14 protein-coding genes and 2 pseudogenes are annotated in these 17,318 nt (G+C 36.0%); 14 read left to right on the top strand and 2 right to left on the bottom strand.

The annotated features are described in order from the left end of the window. Positions 1 to 375: 375 nt before the first annotated feature. Positions 376 to 789 carry an Lrp/AsnC family transcriptional regulator gene (locus tag BM012_RS25485; protein WP_061804107.1) on the bottom strand — a complete coding sequence of 138 codons (414 nt, stop codon included), beginning with the start codon at positions 787 to 789 and terminating at the stop codon, positions 376 to 378. 116 nt (positions 790 to 905) lie between these two features. Here BM012_RS25485 and BM012_RS25480 point away from each other — a divergent pair, with 116 nt between their 5' ends. The 3 genes from BM012_RS25480 (at position 906) to BM012_RS25470 (ending at position 4,124) form a co-directional block, all read left to right on the top strand. Continuing rightward, positions 906 to 1,670 (top strand): MBL fold metallo-hydrolase, encoded by a 765-nt coding sequence (locus BM012_RS25480; RefSeq protein WP_061804108.1) that lies wholly within the window; start codon positions 906 to 908, stop codon positions 1,668 to 1,670. Positions 1,671 to 1,891: 221 nt separating this feature from the next. Further along, positions 1,892 to 3,193, top strand: a complete 1,302-nt coding sequence (locus BM012_RS25475) for an MFS transporter (protein ID WP_061804109.1) — start codon at positions 1,892 to 1,894, stop codon at positions 3,191 to 3,193. A gap of 646 nt (positions 3,194 to 3,839) precedes the next feature. After that, complete coding sequence (locus tag BM012_RS25470) at positions 3,840 to 4,124, top strand: hypothetical protein (protein ID WP_061804110.1); 285 nt, start codon at positions 3,840 to 3,842, stop codon at positions 4,122 to 4,124. Between the two features lie 609 nt (positions 4,125 to 4,733). Here the strand turns inward: BM012_RS25470 and BM012_RS25465 are convergent. Further along, positions 4,734 to 5,180, bottom strand: a complete 447-nt coding sequence (locus tag BM012_RS25465; RefSeq protein ID WP_061804111.1) for an Lrp/AsnC family transcriptional regulator — start codon at positions 5,178 to 5,180, stop codon at positions 4,734 to 4,736. 117 nt (positions 5,181 to 5,297) lie between these two features. Here BM012_RS25465 and BM012_RS25460 point away from each other — a divergent pair, with 117 nt between their 5' ends. The 11 genes and pseudogenes from BM012_RS25460 to BM012_RS25410 all read left to right on the top strand — a co-directional run. Next, positions 5,298 to 5,873 carry a cysteine hydrolase family protein gene (locus BM012_RS25460; RefSeq protein ID WP_061804112.1) on the top strand — a complete coding sequence of 192 codons (576 nt, stop codon included), beginning with the start codon at positions 5,298 to 5,300 and terminating at the stop codon, positions 5,871 to 5,873. A 189-nt stretch (positions 5,874 to 6,062) separates the two neighbouring features. Further along, positions 6,063 to 6,629 (top strand): cysteine dioxygenase family protein, encoded by a 567-nt coding sequence (locus BM012_RS25455; RefSeq protein WP_061804113.1) that lies wholly within the window; start codon positions 6,063 to 6,065, stop codon positions 6,627 to 6,629. A gap of 179 nt (positions 6,630 to 6,808) precedes the next feature. Then, the gene (locus BM012_RS25450; RefSeq protein ID WP_061804114.1) at positions 6,809 to 7,273 is read left to right on the top strand and encodes a DinB family protein; all 465 of its coding nucleotides are present in this window, start codon (positions 6,809 to 6,811) and stop codon (positions 7,271 to 7,273) included. A gap of 99 nt (positions 7,274 to 7,372) precedes the next feature. After that, complete coding sequence (locus BM012_RS25445; protein ID WP_061804115.1) at positions 7,373 to 7,933, top strand: MFS transporter; 561 nt, start codon at positions 7,373 to 7,375, stop codon at positions 7,931 to 7,933. A gap of 417 nt (positions 7,934 to 8,350) precedes the next feature. Beyond that, on the top strand, positions 8,351 to 9,127 hold the full coding sequence (locus BM012_RS25440) for an IclR family transcriptional regulator (protein ID WP_061804116.1): 777 nt from the start codon (positions 8,351 to 8,353) through the stop codon (positions 9,125 to 9,127). A 347-nt stretch (positions 9,128 to 9,474) separates the two neighbouring features. Beyond that, a complete protein-coding gene (locus BM012_RS25435) occupies positions 9,475 to 10,398 on the top strand; it encodes a dihydrodipicolinate synthase family protein (protein ID WP_061804117.1) in 924 nt (307 codons plus the stop codon). 69 nt (positions 10,399 to 10,467) lie between these two features. Next, positions 10,468 to 11,930 (top strand): annotated as a pseudogene (gene aldA / locus BM012_RS25430) (aldehyde dehydrogenase). Between the two features lie 25 nt (positions 11,931 to 11,955). Beyond that, complete coding sequence (gene rhmD / locus BM012_RS25425) at positions 11,956 to 13,149, top strand: L-rhamnonate dehydratase (protein ID WP_061804118.1); 1,194 nt, start codon at positions 11,956 to 11,958, stop codon at positions 13,147 to 13,149. A gap of 465 nt (positions 13,150 to 13,614) precedes the next feature. After that, positions 13,615 to 14,919 (top strand): MFS transporter, encoded by a 1,305-nt coding sequence (locus BM012_RS25420; protein ID WP_061804119.1) that lies wholly within the window; start codon positions 13,615 to 13,617, stop codon positions 14,917 to 14,919. Positions 14,920 to 15,189: 270 nt separating this feature from the next. Then, a complete protein-coding gene (locus tag BM012_RS25415; RefSeq protein WP_061804120.1) occupies positions 15,190 to 16,173 on the top strand; it encodes a bile acid:sodium symporter family protein in 984 nt (327 codons plus the stop codon). 895 nt (positions 16,174 to 17,068) lie between these two features. Further along, positions 17,069 to 17,318 (top strand): annotated as a pseudogene (locus BM012_RS25410) (helix-turn-helix domain-containing protein); the annotation flags it as partial.

Genomic DNA, 17,318 nt, shown 5'->3' with positions numbered 1-17,318 from the left:
TTTACTCCGGGCAAGATGTGGGACGCGGCACAGTAGCATTATGAATCTACTTTTCCTCTTGCCAATACCCAAGCAAACCTGTGCACTATCTTGAGCTAATCCTTACGAAGCTTACAAACCTTCACTTTCGTTCACCATACTCATCTTCCCCTAGCAGTGTTCCGAGCCGTGCACTGGCTCTCTGTTTCCGCATTTCCGCATGCAACCCACGAATCCGTTGCCAGACACGCAGTTTTGGACAGGGATAGTTTTTGCGTCTAAACTAGTGGCGTGAGCCACACTATATAAAAGCGACTTCTTGTCGCACCATAACACAAATTATCGGTACTAAAAAAGCCTTATATTCCTGTATAAGGCTTTTTCTAATCCTATTTATTACATCTTATTAATAACAGTGGATATTTTATAATTCGCAAATTCATTTAGGTTCTCTAGAAATTCATTTAGATATTCATTAGAGGGAAATCTACATTCAAGCAGATAGCATCCATCTCCACTAATTTTATAGTTATTTAGGATAAATTGATTTTGTGTTTTTACAAAAGAGAGAAAGGGGCGATGATGGATGTCATGTAAATAGATATTAATAAAGGCATGCATAAAACACCCTAACTTCGCTTGATTTACCGTAATTGAATATCCTTCAATTACACCATTATCTTCTAATTTGGCTACTCTAGAGGCAGCTGCTTGACCTGTTAAATGGACTTTCTCACCCAATTCCTTCATCTTAATACGACTGTTTTTAGACAGCTCGTTTAAGATACTCATATCCGTATGATCTAACATTTCTTCAAATCCTTTCAAAAATCAAGTCAATTACCCAAAAGACTTGATTTTATTTATGTAAGAGGCACTGGACATAGTATAAGCTATACGTAGATTAAAGAAAAGGAGAGAGAAACATGAATATTAAACAAATTCGCAATGCAACAATCATTGTTGAATATGCAAATAAAAGGTTTTTAATCGATCCTATGTTAGCAGAGAAAGGTACGTACCCCCCCTTCCCTGGTTCGGTTAAGCAAGATCAAAACAATCCTGTAGTGAGTTTACCAATCCCCGTTGACGATATTATTAGGGGAGTTGATGCAGTTATTCTCACTCATCTTCATTTAGACCATTTTGACGAGGCAGCACAAAGACTATTGCCAAAAGATATTAAAATGTTCGTTCAAAATGAAGAAGAGGCAAAGGAAGTCCAAAATGTCGGTTTCCAAAATGTAGAGGTACTAACAAAGGACACTGTCTTTGAAGGCATCCAATTAGTTAAAACAAGAGGCGAGCATGGAAGAGGAGAAGAACTATTAAAGCTTATGGGGGAAGTATGTGGCGTCGTCTTTAAACATCCAAGTGAAAAAACCTTGTACGTAGCTGGTGATACAGTCTGGTATGAAGGTGTACAGGAAGAATTAGATACTCATGAACCAGATATTATTGTCGTCAATGGCGGAGATAATCAATTTATAGAGTATGGTTCTCTCATTATGGGAAAAGAAGACATCTATGAAGTACACAAGGCGGCTCCTAATGCTAAGATTATTTCTGTTCATATGGAAGCTGTTAACCATTGGACACTATCTAGAGAAGAACTAAAAAACTTTAGTAAAGAAAAAGGATTCTTAAATAGTATTTTAATACCTGAAGATGGTGAATCCTACACATTTTAATAGGACCACCAACCAATATTGTCGTGTTCCTATTTAAAAATAAGAAATAGAAGGAGCTCATAATTATCAGAAATTTAATTATGAGCTTCTTCCAATGATGAATATAGGGAATTGTAAATATATCGAAAATCCTAAATATGTGGAATGAAGAATTAAATATTCTAAGGGTGACAAAACAAACACGAAAAGCTACAAAGGTATCTCGTTAGGAGGGAGAGTTCATGACAATGACAGCAAAAGATACAAATGTATCAACGCAGCAGCCTATATGGTTGCAAGAATATATTGATTCACCAGAAAGACAAGCAAAGCTTTATAAAAAAACATTAAGAATTTTGATGTTTTCACAAATCTTTGGGGGAGCAGGACTTGGAGCCGGTGTAACAGTAGGAGCACTTCTTGCACAAGACATGCTAGGGACGGAAAATGCAGCAGGGATTCCAACGGCTCTATTTACTTTAGGTTCTGCAGGAGCTGCCCTACTTATAGGACGGTCTTCACAACGTTTTGGACGTAGAGCAGGACTTGCAGGAGGGTTCCTTGCAGGAGGGGTAGGCGCTATCGGTGTTATAATGGCAGCTTTAACCAACAACATCGCACTTTTATTCCTTTCCCTTCTTATCTATGGAGCTGGGACAGCTTCTAATCTACAAGCGCGATATGCAGGGACAGACCTTGCAACAGATAAACAACGGGCAACTGCCGCAAGTATGGCCATGGTTTCCACTACCTTGGGTGCTGTAGTTGCTCCTAACTTGGTCAATACAATGGGAGAATTTGCGGATTCAATCGGTGTTCCAACTTTGGCTGGCCCTTTCATCTTGTCAGGAGTTGCTTTTATAATGGCCGGATTATTGATCTTATTTTTTCTTCGTCCAGATCCTTTGGTTGTGTCTACAGCTATTGCGAATGCTCAGAAAAACGTGAATACTACAGAGACAGAGACGAATTTAAAGAGTGCTAATATCAACAAAAAGGGTGTTGTGGTAGGGTCTGTCATTATGATTTTAACTCAATTTGTCATGGCAGCCATTATGACCATGACACCTATTCATATGGGACATCATGGTCATGGTTTGCAAGAGGTGGGGGTAGTTATAGGTTTCCATATAGCAGCTATGTACCTTCCTTCGCCATTAACAGGTATACTCGTCGATAAGTTTGGCCGTACTACTATGGCTGTTGCTTCTGGTGCTACGCTCCTAGCCTCTGGATTGGTGGCAGCTTTTGCACCGGTAGGTTCCATGCCACTGCTTACCCTGGCGTTAGTGCTACTAGGTTTAGGCTGGAACTTTGGTTTGATAAGTGGAACGGCTCTCATTATAGATTCAACACATCCATCTGTGCGTGCAAAAACACAAGGATCAGTCGATGTCTTATTTGCCCTGTCAGGAGCAGCTGGTGGAGGGATATCAGGAATGGTAGTCGCTCATTCTAGTTATGCAGCATTATCACTTTCTGGAGCCATTCTGTCACTATTGCTTATTCCTGTAGTTGTTTGGTCTAGGAAGAATAAAAGCTAGTAGATAGGATAAGAATTTCTTTAATCAATATGTATTATCTTAACTCAGTTGAGATGAGGTAGTAAAAAAGCACAAACCTGTTAATTACTAACGAGTTTGTGCTTTTTCTTTTCCATTATCGGTAGTTATCGATTAGCTATATTATTTTTTATTCTTAAAAAATGCATCCCAGCTGATCACACTAAGGAAAGTTAAAACCAATATAATAAGAGATTTTATGAATACTTTCATTCATTGTGCCCTCCCTATCTATTTTTATATAAATGATATTCAAGATTATATATACTTTCCTTTGTTGTTAACATACAAGGTATAAAAGAAACAAATCAGACTTGTTTTTTATCATTTTTTAAAGAAAATTTTATAGGAATAACTTAACATTTTAGATAGTTTATTTTAAATTATATATGGTCAGTAGACTTTTCTGTTTTTGTATATTGTATACCGTATACAAATCTAGTTTACATAATAGATCTTATCAGAAGTAAACAAGCGTAAACCCATTGAATGACAACGGATTTACGCTTGTTCTTTCCCATTAGTCATACTTTTGCAGACGTTTTATTTCGAGAACAAGGATTGTTATATTTTTAAATGGGTTAGTTGAGAATGAGAATATATAAAATGGAAGTCGGTGACTCTTATTATGTTAATTGCATGGATATTTGTTATTATTCTTATTCTAGCCGTACTATTTATGCCAAAACGCCTAACATTTAGAGAAAACATGATTGTATTCTTTTCTGTAGGTTATTTTGCTTGGATAGCTCATTTTAGTACAGGGTTGATGGCAGATCTTTATGATTTAGGTTCTACGAAAAAAGTTGAATTTGATGATTGGCTCATGGTAACGCTTGTTCCATCCCTGATTTCAATTGTCTATCTTAACTTCAAGAAGCGAGACTATGGCTTTTTGTACATTGTCATCTGAACTATTTTATCTACTTTAGATGAATTTACTTTGGTTCAACTTGAGTATATGAGATATCAGGGTTGGAAATTATGGTACTCTATCCCCGTTTATTTATTAGCTTATCTAATCCTTCCTTGGTATCTGAATAGTATTATAAGAAAAGTAAATGATAAATAACATTAATCTAGGAATCAAAAATTGATGAGAAGAATGCTAACCCCATAAAAAAACTTCTGTTTAATGAAGAAGCTGCGTCCAATATGAGTTGGACAATCTACTAACATGGATTCAATTGAACATTCATCCTTATACTCTATCCCACTTTATGTTATTCTCTTTAACCAAATGGAGAAATATAATACAATTTATCGATTGTAGGAATACACAGAGGAGAAAGAGAGTGATTCTCCTATCGGGCTGTAGACAAACTCGAAGAAAACCGAGCTTGTCTACAGCTTTTTATTTGTTTCAAAACTCATACTTTTACGGATGCCTTGTGTAGCTTATTTTTCTCATAAAAGAATTTGATATTTCAATATTCTTGGGGCAGAGTTAGGAAAATGTAGAATTACAACTATAAAAAAGTATCCTAAACATTCCAGAATAATTTAAAGGAAAAGCAAACGTTTATTGGAATGTGGCAGTCAACGGATTATAGTGTTTAATCTCTTGTATGGATAGATTTAAACTATAATTCCCATATTTGAGAAGGGTATTAAGAAAAAGATTCAACTGTTCTTGGGAGTTAACTCTGATTTTTAAATGATAACATCCTTCCCCAGATATTCGGTGAGCTTCAACTATTTCATTTCGCTCATTGATAAAATGAATAAATGAATGATGATTAGTTGTTTTCATATAAACACTGACAAATGCCGTATAAAGAATCCCTAATTTCATTTCATTGATGATTAGAGAGTAAGCTTTAATTACACCACTTTCTTCAAGTTTTTTAATGCGATTCCCTACTGCCTGTCCCGTCATATGAATTTGTTCTCCTAAGTCTTTCCATTGAATACGTGAATTTTCGGTTAGTAAACGGAGAATCTGAATATCAATGTTATCAAGTTTCATAATAACTTCCTTTCACAATGAAATTATTTGATATAAAAGTGTTTCATCAAATTATCGATAAGAATCAAGATATTATTTATCATTTTATTATAATAAATTTTTAAATGAGGTGGAGAAATGAGCACAGCTTTAATCATTGTTGATATTCAAAATGACTATTTTTCAAATGGAAAGATGGAATTAAGCAACCCTGTAAAAGCAGCTACTAATGCTGCTAAAGTTCTTGAATGGTTTAGACAGAATAATAAAGATAATATTTTTCATGTCCAGCATATCGCAAATGACGTAGCATTAGGCTTCTTTCTTCCAAATACAGAGGGAGTTAAACTAAATGAAGCTGTTTTACCATTAGAACATGAAACTATTATCACAAAACATACACCTAGCAGCTTTTTGAACACCGAATTGGAAATCAAATTAAGAGAAAAAAGAGTGACCAACCTAGTGATTTTAGGGATGATGACGCATATGTGTATTGATGCCACAGTTAGAACTGCGGTGGAGCTAGGCTTTGAAACTACACTTATTGAAGATGCATGTGCGACAAAAGACTTATCTTATCAAGATAAGGTTGTGCCAGCTGAACAGGTTCATTATGCGTTTGTCAGTGCACTTAATGGTATGTATGCCAATGTAATTTCGACTGAGGATTTCCTGAAACAAGAAGCTAACTCAATCTTAAAAAACAATTAATTAAATATAAAGGGAAGTTTGTTAAAAAACAAACTCCTTTTTTCTAATATTTTAAATGAAATATCCCTATTCAACTAATCTACCAGGTTAGTTGAATGGAAAAATTAACCTAGTAGATTAGTATAAAATTAATATACAATACAGGGGTAGGGTATATCAATAAAATTTTAATCTAGGTGGTGTTTTTAAATGAAAAACCCTGAACTTGAGACTTTCATTAAGGATGTGGAGCAGATTGTTCATGAGGGCGGAACTGAAGAGGCCCTAACTGGTAAGATTGCGGAGAGGATGAGACATTTGTTACAGAACGATAATGTTCTCCCTCCACAGTATCGGCAACCAAACCCAAAATACGCTTTGTATCCGTTGTACGTTGCTGACGATGAAAGTTTTTCTGTTGCAGCTGCGGTTTGGGACGTTGGTCAATCAACACCTGTCCATGATCATGGGACGTGGGGTGTAATTGGAGTTGTACAAGGAACAGAACACGAAATCCAGTATACATCGCCTTCCAATGAGAATGAAGAACTGATTACATGCAACGACCGTTATATTCAGAAAGGGGAGGTCGTCGTCTGCTGCTCTTCTGAACAAGACCTTCATAAAGTGCAGTGTGCTTCCGAAAATCCATGTGTAGGAATTCATGTATACGGGGGTAATATTGGAAAAATTGAGCGTCATATCTACGATCCCCATACGGGAAAAAAACGGGCGTCGGTTAGCCCTTGGGTTCCTGTACCATCTCTTCCACAGTAAGTCGTAACTTTGCGAGGTGTCGCTACGTTTTAACCTGATGACTGTATAGGTCATTGAGGAATAGAAGGTTTATATAGCTTATTTATATTTAACAGATATGCTTTCAATATAACTTCAATAAATTTTCAATTTATATTTGTTTGGATAACTATGTTAAATGCTAAAAAGGAGGAATACTGATGAAAGAGGAAAATATTTTTAAACAATTAGAAACTGTACGAAGTGTCACCGTGGAACTTTTAGAATCGATTCCTGAATCAAACTGGGATATTATCCCTAAAGGCTTTAGAAATAATATTCGTTGGAATGCAGGACATATTTTAACTATCCAGGACTTGCTTGCAAACGATTTTCGTTCAATTTCTGAAAATCTTCCTGATAAATATCTGGCTTACTTTTCAAAAGATACAAGCCCAGATAACTGGACTGAAAAGCCCCCGTCAAAAGAAGAATTACTTAAACTTCTAAAAGACCAATCAACATGGATTCGTACAACTTGCGAGGGGAAATTAGATCAAAAATTAGATAAACCATTTAGAGGATTTAAAACGTTTGGAGAATTGTTGTTATTCGGTAGTTTCCATGATGGAATGCATACGGGTATTATTAACGCGCAAGGTAAGATAGTAAATGAACATAAGTAATGCCTATTTTTTAAGTTAAAGAGACTTGCTCTTCAGGTTATTTTGTCTTATGAGGTTTAATTGCATTCTAATAAATAAAAAGCTGCTTTCGGTAAGAAGTTGAAAGCTGCTTTTTTCATAATTCTATATTTACAGCAGATTATGAAATTTGAACCTTTCATGGCCGCGATGGGCATGTTACCGGCACCGGTTTTAATGGCTATATTTATGATTGTTCTAGCTGAAAAAGTGATGACAAAATTCGGGATGAAGGTTACTATGTTTATCGGATTTCTGATACTTGGTTGTTCTGCTCTCTTATTCTCTGGAAATACGGTTAGTGGAAGTTACTGGAGTGACGTCTTTATTGCTTTATTATTAGCTGCTCTAGGTAATGCCCTTGCCTATCTCCCAGCAACCACAGCAGCTGTATCAGAGGCTAAGTCAGAAGAGTCCGGTCTTGCATCTGGTTTATATAACACGACATATCAAGTGGGGTCGGCAGTTGGTTTAGCCATCCTGGTTTCTATTGCAGCAGCAACTACTTCCATTACGGAAGGGAACCCAGTAGTAGCTCTCAACCAGAGATATCAACAAGCTTTCTTTTGGTCGGGAATATTAGCTTTTGCAGGCGCCATATTGGCTCTTCTATTTATTCGCTCTCCAAAGCAAGAAGAATAGAAATGAAAATGAGGCTCTTGGGCTATAATCCAAGTGCTTCATTTTTTATACCTCATCACTATTAAAGAAGTTAAATGATTGAGAATCACTTATGAAAGGGTAAATTTATATAAAGATTAGTTTACATAAAACATGTTCGCGGAAGTAAAAAAGCGTAAAACCATTGCGTGCCAACGGGTTTACGCTTTTTTACTTCCTTTAGGTATACTTTCTCATTCCTAATTACCATATGAAAGGAAAACCATGGGTCACTAATAGGTTTTTTGCGCTAGAATAACCTTTTAAAAAAATCCGCCAATAATAGTTTAAATTTTCTGAATACATGTTATAATAACATTAGTTCTAAATATAGAACATAGTACTGGATATAGAACTGGTATTACTTTTAATAAGATAAATAAAAGAGGTGAATGATTTTTGGAACCAAAATATCGGGTCCCTGCAATTGAAAAGGCTAACTTAGTCCTCAATTTAATTGCTAGAGAGCCTGCTCAGCTTCGTTTAATAGACATAACTAGATCTTTAGAATTTAGTAAAAGTACAGTACATTCTTTGTTGGGTACACTTGAATATCTTGGGTGGATTGTAAAAGATAAAGGGGATACTTATTCACTTGGACCATCATTAGGAGCTCTTAGTGCAGCATACTTTCGCCAATTTAATATTTTACAATCCTTTTATCTAGAAGCCGCAAAATCTGTAAACCGGATAAACGAAAATATTCAGTTAGGTATTTTAGATGGGGGCAATGTGGTTTATTTAGCAAAAGAAGAGGGGAATTCACCGGTTCGTTTAGTAACAGATCCAGGTATGAACTTCCCTGCGTATGCTGCTGCGATTGGTAAAATCCAATTATCACAATACAACTATCCTCAACTTGAAAAACTGTATCCGGAAAGACAATTAGAAGGAAAAACTCCATATACCGTAAAGGACATAGACGAGTTATGGACGCAGTTGGAAAGTGCAAGACGAAAAGGATATATTTGTGAGACTCAAGAAGGATCTCTTGGATTTTTCTGTGTTGCTGCACCTATTTATAATCGCGAGAATAGGCTTATTGCCGGAGTAAGTTTTACGATGCTTGAAAATAGCTGGAATGTAAAAAAGGATGAGGCGTGTGAAGAAATTATAAATTTAGCCCAACGGCTATCTATTCAAGCCGGATATATAAATCCTTTAGTAAGCAATTAATCTGTATATTTACTTTAAATATAAATCCTTAGCAAAAGGCTGAAATAAGAGAAAGAAAAACGACATGTGAATTATGGAGTATGAAAAGATTCAGAATAACACAAGTAAAGGAGGTGTTGGTCGAGAGGAATGAAAACGTTTTATTTTTAGTTGAGTAATAATGAAAGAGAGTCTATGACCGAGAATGAACAAATTTATTCTTAATCGATGTTACTTTATATTCAATAGAAGCAATGAAATTTTAAAAAATAAAGTACAAAATCTGATATTTTTAAAATTTTATTAGGCTTATCTAGTTAACTACGATATAAAACTTAAACAAATATTAAAGAAAAGGGAGAAATTATATGGAACCACTAACAAAGTTTCAGGGAGTCATTCCACCCATTCCTACAATCTTATATGAAGATGGGCGTATAGATGTAATGGGCATGGGGAATCTTATTGATTTTTTAATTGATTCAAAGGTAGATGGGCTGTTCTTTTTAGGTTCTGGGGGAGAATTTAGCCAGATGTCTACAGAGTTAAGAAAAGAAGTGGCTGAATTTGCAACTCGGTATGTAAATGGGCGTGTACCTGTCTTAATTGGGACAGGAACCCCGAGTACAAAGGAAACCATTTCACTAAGCTTGCATGCAAAAGAGATAGGTGCAGATGGGATTGTTGTCATTAACCCTTATTACTGGCAGCTAACGGAAGAGAGTCTTTTCCAACATTATGCTGAAATTGCTGAAACTATTGAATTGCCGATTATGTTATATAATTTTCCGGCATTAACAGGACAGGATTTATCGCCAGAATTTGTTCTTAAATTAGTAAGATCATATCCAAACATTGTCGGTATTAAAGATACTGTTGATGCGGTCGGACACACAAGAGAGCTGATTCTAACCGTAAAATCTGAGAAACCAGATTTCGCTGTATTTTCTGGGTATGATGATCACTTCTTGAACACATTGTCCCTTGGGGGAGATGGATCAATTCCGTTAACTGCAACTTTCATTCCGGAACTATCTGTAGGGATCTATCAAGCTTTCAAACAAGGCAACTATGGACAAGCTATTGAGTTACACCGCCAACTAGCTCCTGTACCACTTTTATATAAATTTGATTCACCTTTTATGAATGTGGCGAAAGAAGCTATTCGTTTGCGTGGGGTAGAGATTTCTACCGATGTGTTAGCGCCGGTCCGTTCGCTTAGTGATGAAAAGAAAGAACAAGTAAAAAACTTTTTAAATGAGGTGTTAGATAAATCAATCATTATCTCCTAATTTATATAAATTTTTAACTAAAATGAAAGCGCTTTAAATGAAGAGCAGAGGACTAGGAGGTAGAAAATAATGAAAACGCAAACGGAAATCAGAAAATATCAAATGTTCATTGATGGAGAGTTTGTTAACTCCAGCTCTCAGGAGACAACTAAAGTGCTAAATCCGGCGACGGAAGAAGTCATTTCAGAGATTCCGAAGGGAACAGTGGAAGATGTACGTCGAGCGATTGAGTCAGCTGAACGGGCACAAAAGGAATAGGGAAAGCTTCCATCTGCTGAAAGAGGGAAGTATTTACGAGCCATTTCCAAGGAGATTCGTGAAAATGTAGAGGTTTTAGCTTACACCATTTCAGAGGAAATGGGAAAAACGATCTCTCTAGCTAAAACAGAAGTAAACTTTACAGCAGATTATATTGATTACATGGCTGGATGGGCAAGACGCTATGAAGGAGAAATTGTCCAAAGTGATCGTCCAAATGAACAAATTTTTGTTCATAAAGAACCTATTGGAGTTATCGCTGGTATTTTACCATGGAATTTCCCATTTTTCCTAATTACTCGTAAAGCAGCTCCAGCTTTAGTCACAGGTAATACTATTGTTTTGAAACCCAGTGATTTATCACCTAATAATGTATTGGAGTTTGCGAGAAATATTGAAAAGGCAGGATTTCCTAAAGGGGTTATTAGCATTGTGACAGGGAGTGGAAGAACGCTGGGCCATGAATTATCGGCCCATCCAAGGTAGGAATGGTCAGCTTAACAGGAAGTTACAATGCTGGGGCGGTTATGCGTTCAGCGTCGGAAAATATTACGAAGGTATCCTTGGAGTTAGGTGGGAAGGCACCGGCAATCGTAATGGATGACGCTGATATCGATTTGGCAGTCCGTTCGATTGTTGCTTCTCGTGTCATTAATACAGGCCAAGTATGTAATTATACAGAGCGTGTTTACGTTCATGAAAAAGTAGCTGATGAGTTTATCAAAAAAGTAGTAAAAGCCATGGAACAAATAAAGTATGGGAATCCTTTAGTCGATGAAAATCCTGATATGGGACCTCTCGCTAGCAAAGACGCCCTTGAATCCGTAGAGAAAATGGTCCAAAAAGCAGTGGCTAACGGAGCCAAAGTACTAACAGGCGGTAAGCGTTCCACAAGAGAAAAGGGGGACTTTTACGAACCAACTGTATTGGTAAATGTAAATAATAAGATGGATATTATGCAAAAAGAGATCTTTGGTCCAGTTCTTCCTATTGCAACTTTTAAGGATTTAGATGAAGCACTAGAATTGGCAAACGATTGTGAATTTGGTTTAACGTCCTCCATTTTCACACAAAACTTAGATGTGACTACGCGTGCAAATAAAGAATTGGAATTTGAAGAAACGTATGTCAATCGTGAAAATTTTGAAGCTATCCAAGGTTTCCATGCAGGATGGAAAAAGTCAGGTATCGGTGGTGCTGACGGTAAGCATGGGTTAGAAGAGTATTTGCAAACTCATGTTGTTTATATTCAATATAATTTAAATAAAAAATAATGAGATAGTTAAGAGGAGGATGAAGATGAGGAAAACAGGAAGTAAAATTGTTGCCATTCGAGCTTATGTAGTAGAAGGTGGGGGTGGTGATTATCATGATCAGGGACAAGAACATTGGATTGTCCAACAAGTATCTACTCCTATGAGTATCTATTCTGAATATAAAGAAACTCGTACGAGCTTTGGGATTAATGCATTAAAAACCATTGTAGTAGAAGTAGAAGCTGAAAATGGCGTAGTAGGTTTTGGAATCTCTACTGGAGGATATCCTGCTGCTTGGTTAATTATGAATCATTTAGATCGTTTCATTGTAGGTCAAAATGTAGAAAATGTAGAAAAAATGTGGGATCAAATGTATCGTGCCTCCATGTACTATGGACGAAAAGGGATTGTAATGAATGCTATTTCTGCAGTAGATTTAGCCTTATGGGATTTATTGGGTCGTCTACGTCAAGAGCCTGTCTATGCAATGATTGGAGGAAAGGTACGGGAGGAACTCGTATTCTATGCAACCGGACCTCGTCCAGACTTGGCAAAAGAAATGGGGTTCATTGGTGGGAAATTACCGCTTACCTACGGACCAGCTGATGGTGAAGAAGGCTTAAAGAAAAATATAGAACGTGCTACAGAAATGCGTAACCGTGTTGGTGATGATTTTTGGTTAATGTGGGATTGCTGGATGTCTTTAGACCTTCCATATGCTCAAAAATTAATGGAAAAGTCTGAAGAAGTAGGGTTTAAATGGGTAGAGGAATGTTTTAATCCAGATGACTATTGGAGCTATCGGGATTTAAAGAAACGTGCGGGTAATAATATCATGGTGACAGGTGGAGAGCATGAAGCGACTCGTTATGGATTCCGTTTACTAATGGAGTATTGCGATATAGATATTATACAGCCTGACGTTGGATGGTGTGGAGGTTTAACGGAACTTATTAAGATTGGTAACTTAGCAGAAAGCTATGGAAAGTTAGTTGTTCCACATGGAAGTGGTGTATATAGCTATCATTATGTTACTACGAAAGTAAACAGCCCATTTACGGAGTATTTAGTAATGAGTCCAAAAGCGGACCATATCGTTCCTCAATTTTATCCACTCATTATAGATGAACCAATTCCAGTGAACGGTAAATTAAAGGTTAGCGATGCACCGGGATTTGGGGTGGAATTAAATAGAGAGGCAGGTTTGGTAGAAGTAGTAAAAGGCCAGAAACTATAAAAAATGAGATGAAAAACAATTGTTTTTCATCTCCCACTAAATAAAAACGATATATACCATTATAACAGAGAAATAGATAACCTACGACTGAATCTTCTATAAGCGTATAGAGGATTCAAATACCACATAGCTGATTTATAAAGAAAATCAAACGATTAAAAATGTTAACAAGTTGAGAGTTATTGAATACTTAAGACAAAAAAACAACAAACTGTATTACATGATAATAAAGTTGTTTCAATCATAATAAGGATGTTTTATTACAATAAAATTGTTTAAAAACAACCTCATGAACACACATTCCCTCATTTTTTAAACAACCTTATTTTTTCCTTTTGGGAACATGACTTCAATAAAAATGTTTCGTAATAAGCATCCTTTTAAACGACTTTATTGTCACTACACAAAATAAATTATTTTGATTAGCTACATGAAATAGAGCATTTAAAATAGGGGGAATGTTTAATGAGTGACAACAAAGTACGTGCACAAAGATGGTGGCGTATTCTACCATTATTGTTTTTAATGTACACAATTGCTAATATCGACCGAAACAATATAGGATTTGCATTTGCTGGAATAGAAAAAGATTTAGGAATTGGTGCAACCTATGCAGGCCTTGCTGCAGGTGTTTTTTTCTTTGGGTATATGATGTTGCAAGTTCCTGGTGGTCATTTAGCAAATAAATGGAGTGCAAAGAAATTTATTGCCCTGTCACTTTTTGCATGGGGTATAGCAGCCACTGCTATGGGATTTGTACACAATTTACCGATGCTCCTTATTGTTCGGTTCTTAGTTGGAGTAACAGAAGGTGGTGTCTGGACTGCTACACTTATCTTGATTTCTAAATGGTTCCCATTAAAGGAGCGTGCACGTGCGAATGCTATTTTTATAATGTGTACACCATTCGCTGCTATTATTATGTCACCATTGTCAGGTTATCTTTTGGACGCATTTGGTTGGCGAGGTATGTTTATTATTGAGGGATTGTTGCCATTTGTTTTCCTTCCATTTTGGCTTTGGTTACTTGCGGAAAAACCGAGTGAAGCTAAATGGATTTCTAAGGAGGAACGGGATTATTTAGAAACAACATTTGCGGAGGAAAAACAGCAAGATAAAAAAGGCGTTAATGCAGGTTTTCGGGAAGTTTTTAAAAGTAAAAGTTTCTGGATATTGGTGAGTTTTTATTTTCTTATTCAGATGGGGTTCTATGGATTCTCCTTATGGCTACCAACGATTACGCAGCAATTATCAGGTGGAAGCAATACATTAGTGGGTTTTTTAACGGCTTTACCATGGATAGCTTCTGTAGTAGGGTTAATATTATTCCCTCGATATAGCGATAAGCATGAAAAGAGAAAAGGACCTGTTGCTTTATCAGTGGGAGGTGGAGCCATATTCTTGTTGATATCAACATTACTTGACAACGTAAGCCCGACACTTTCCTTTATTAGTCTAATTGTTTGTATGGGCTTTTTATTAGGTTATCTGGGGATTTTTTGGGTTATACCAAACAAAATTATACCAGATAAATTATTAGGAGCTTCACTTGGTATTATAAATATAGCAGGAGCTTTGGGTGGATTCTTAGGGCCATTCCTCGTAGGGTATATAACATCCTTAACAGGTTCTGCAATTTCTGGTATGTTCCTATTAGTAGCTGCATTATTTATTGCAACATTCTTAATACTACTTGTAAAAGAGGAAAAACAACAGGTTAAATCCCAAGATACAGCTACTAATTACGATGTGGTAAAAGAGAGAGTTTAATAGGGAGCATGTTCTTCGTTTGTCTCTTTCTAAATTTAGTAGATTGTAGAGGCGTTACTTCCTAACCATTTGAAACACACTGCACTTTTTGGTGCACCTTTAGATAGTAAAATTAATCATGATCCTTTTAAGTTATAACAGACCGTTGGGTTAAGCACTATTGTATATAGACTACTGTAAACTTGTTGCTTATTAATTTTGAATTTTGTATTGGAATTATATTTGTTAAATATAATTAATACGATATTCAGAGGGGATTGTAGACCAACCATGTTAAGTAAGCTAAACGGTATTCTTCAAAAATATATGCCTTTATTTGCGCCATTAGGCCTTCTGGTAGGGGGTATACTAGGTGAAAGAATAACTTCCTATACATCCCTTGTTACTTGGCTATTTGCTTTTATGACATTTTCAGGGAGTTTGAACTCGAATTTTACACATATAAGGAAGTCTTTCTCTCGTCCTCTGCCTATTATTATGACAGTAGTTATCTTACACGCGGTAATGCCACTATTTGTATGGCTAATTGGACATTTTCTTTTTTCAGACGATCCGTATATTATTATTGGATTAGTTCTAGCTTTTGTGATACCGACCGGAATTACCAGTTTTATCTGGGTTTCCATGTACAAGGGGCATATTGGCTTGACGTTATCCGCTATATTAATAAGTTCTATGCTATCACCGTTCATTGTTCCTGTTAGTATGACTTTATTTGCTGGCTCAAAAGTGAAAATAGACTTTTGGGACATGATGATGGGACTTTTAATGATGATTGTAATCCCATCCATCCTTGGTATGGTATTAAATAATATGACTCACGGAGCCATTAAGACTGTGCTAGGGGATAAGTTAGCACCTTTTGCTAAATTAAGTCTTATATTTATTATCACCATTAATGGAGCAAAAGTGGTTCCATATCTCAAGAATGTAGACAGTAGTATTTTCAAGATTGCAATTGTTGTAGTATTACTAGCTGGAACCGGTTATCTTCTCGGCTTTATAATATCCACAGTATTCAAATGGGATAAAGAAATAAGGGTATCCCTTATATTCAACGGCGGGATGCGTAATCTGGGTGCAGGTACAGTGTTAGCGCTCACTTATTTTCCATCTCCTGTCCTACTTCCTATAATTATAGCAATGTTATTTGAACAGTTACTTGCTTCCTTATGTGGTGTGATGATTAAGCGATTTGGTTCCGATGCAAATACAAAGACAAATAAAAAAATCCCCTCTCAGATCAACCATTAGGTGATTAGGTCGTATAGTCTATGTATAAGATTCACTTATTTTGGGCAGAGCTTTCTTAGAGAACCTGCCCTCTTTTCATTATATGAATTTCCGTGTCCCTTAAAAAAACGTTTAAAAGTGATGCGTTCAATGTGTATTTTTAACGCAGCTTTGCTCTTCTTGAAATAATAAAGTTGTGTTATTTTGTTAGCCTTACACACTTCAAACATTAGTAACACAGAAATAAAGTCATTTAAAGATCCATAGAATGTGAGTTCACGAATACGTTTTTAAATGACTTTATTATTTTTTATCAACATGAAGCATATGAAAAAAGGATAGAGGAACGGGGTATTTTCGTAGATAAACTAAGTGGGAAAGATGTTAATCAGGATCAATATCATATTATATCCTTCATCATCGTATTCAAATGAGCTTAACCATACCCGAAGGGGAGCATTTTACCAGTCTTAGGGCTATCTCCTTTGAAGTTAGATTAATTTAAACTATTCTAGGCTAAAGTAACAGAGTAAATAAAATGACAATGTATCAAGAAATACATTAAGAGATGGAACCATAAAGTCTATAAAGGTGGTAGAAGGTCGCTCTCATCAACAAGAATTGAAATTGTTAGGGATCACTGAACGAGATATTTTTTCTATGCAATTGTTAGATAAAAAAATTACTACAAAAACAATAAAATTAACAGTCAGAAAAAATCCTTTGCTGCTGGTAAGCAAAGGATTTTTTTTATTAAAAGGAATTCAGGATAAATTAGTTAACATAATGTTGCTTATAAGAAGTAAAAGACCATAAAATAAATGGACTGACCCCATGAAGTGAGACAAATAAAAAACACCTTTTCGTTAAAGATCGGATACAAATGACCGAACTATAACGTGGAGGTGTTTTTTCTATGGGAACAAGAGTAAGTTATCCAGTAGAAGTGAAAATGAAGGCGATTGAAATGAGGTTAGCAGGCGTGCCTGTAAAAGAAGTCATGGAAACCTTACAGATTCGGAATCGTACCCAACTGAAAACCTGGATGAGATGGTATAAGAATGGAGAGATGAAGCGACTAGAACAGCCTGTTGGAAAACAATATACTTATGGGAAAGGACCGCATTCTCAAGATGCATTCGCTAAATTAGAAGCTGAAAATCGAT

Origin of the sequence: Priestia endophytica DSM 13796, from assembly GCF_900115845.1 — a bacterium.
Taxonomy (GTDB): domain Bacteria; phylum Bacillota; class Bacilli; order Bacillales; family Bacillaceae_H; genus Bacillus_I; species Bacillus_I endophytica.
Note: the sequence above shows the minus strand (reverse complement) of the source record. Positions and strands in the feature narration are given on the sequence as shown.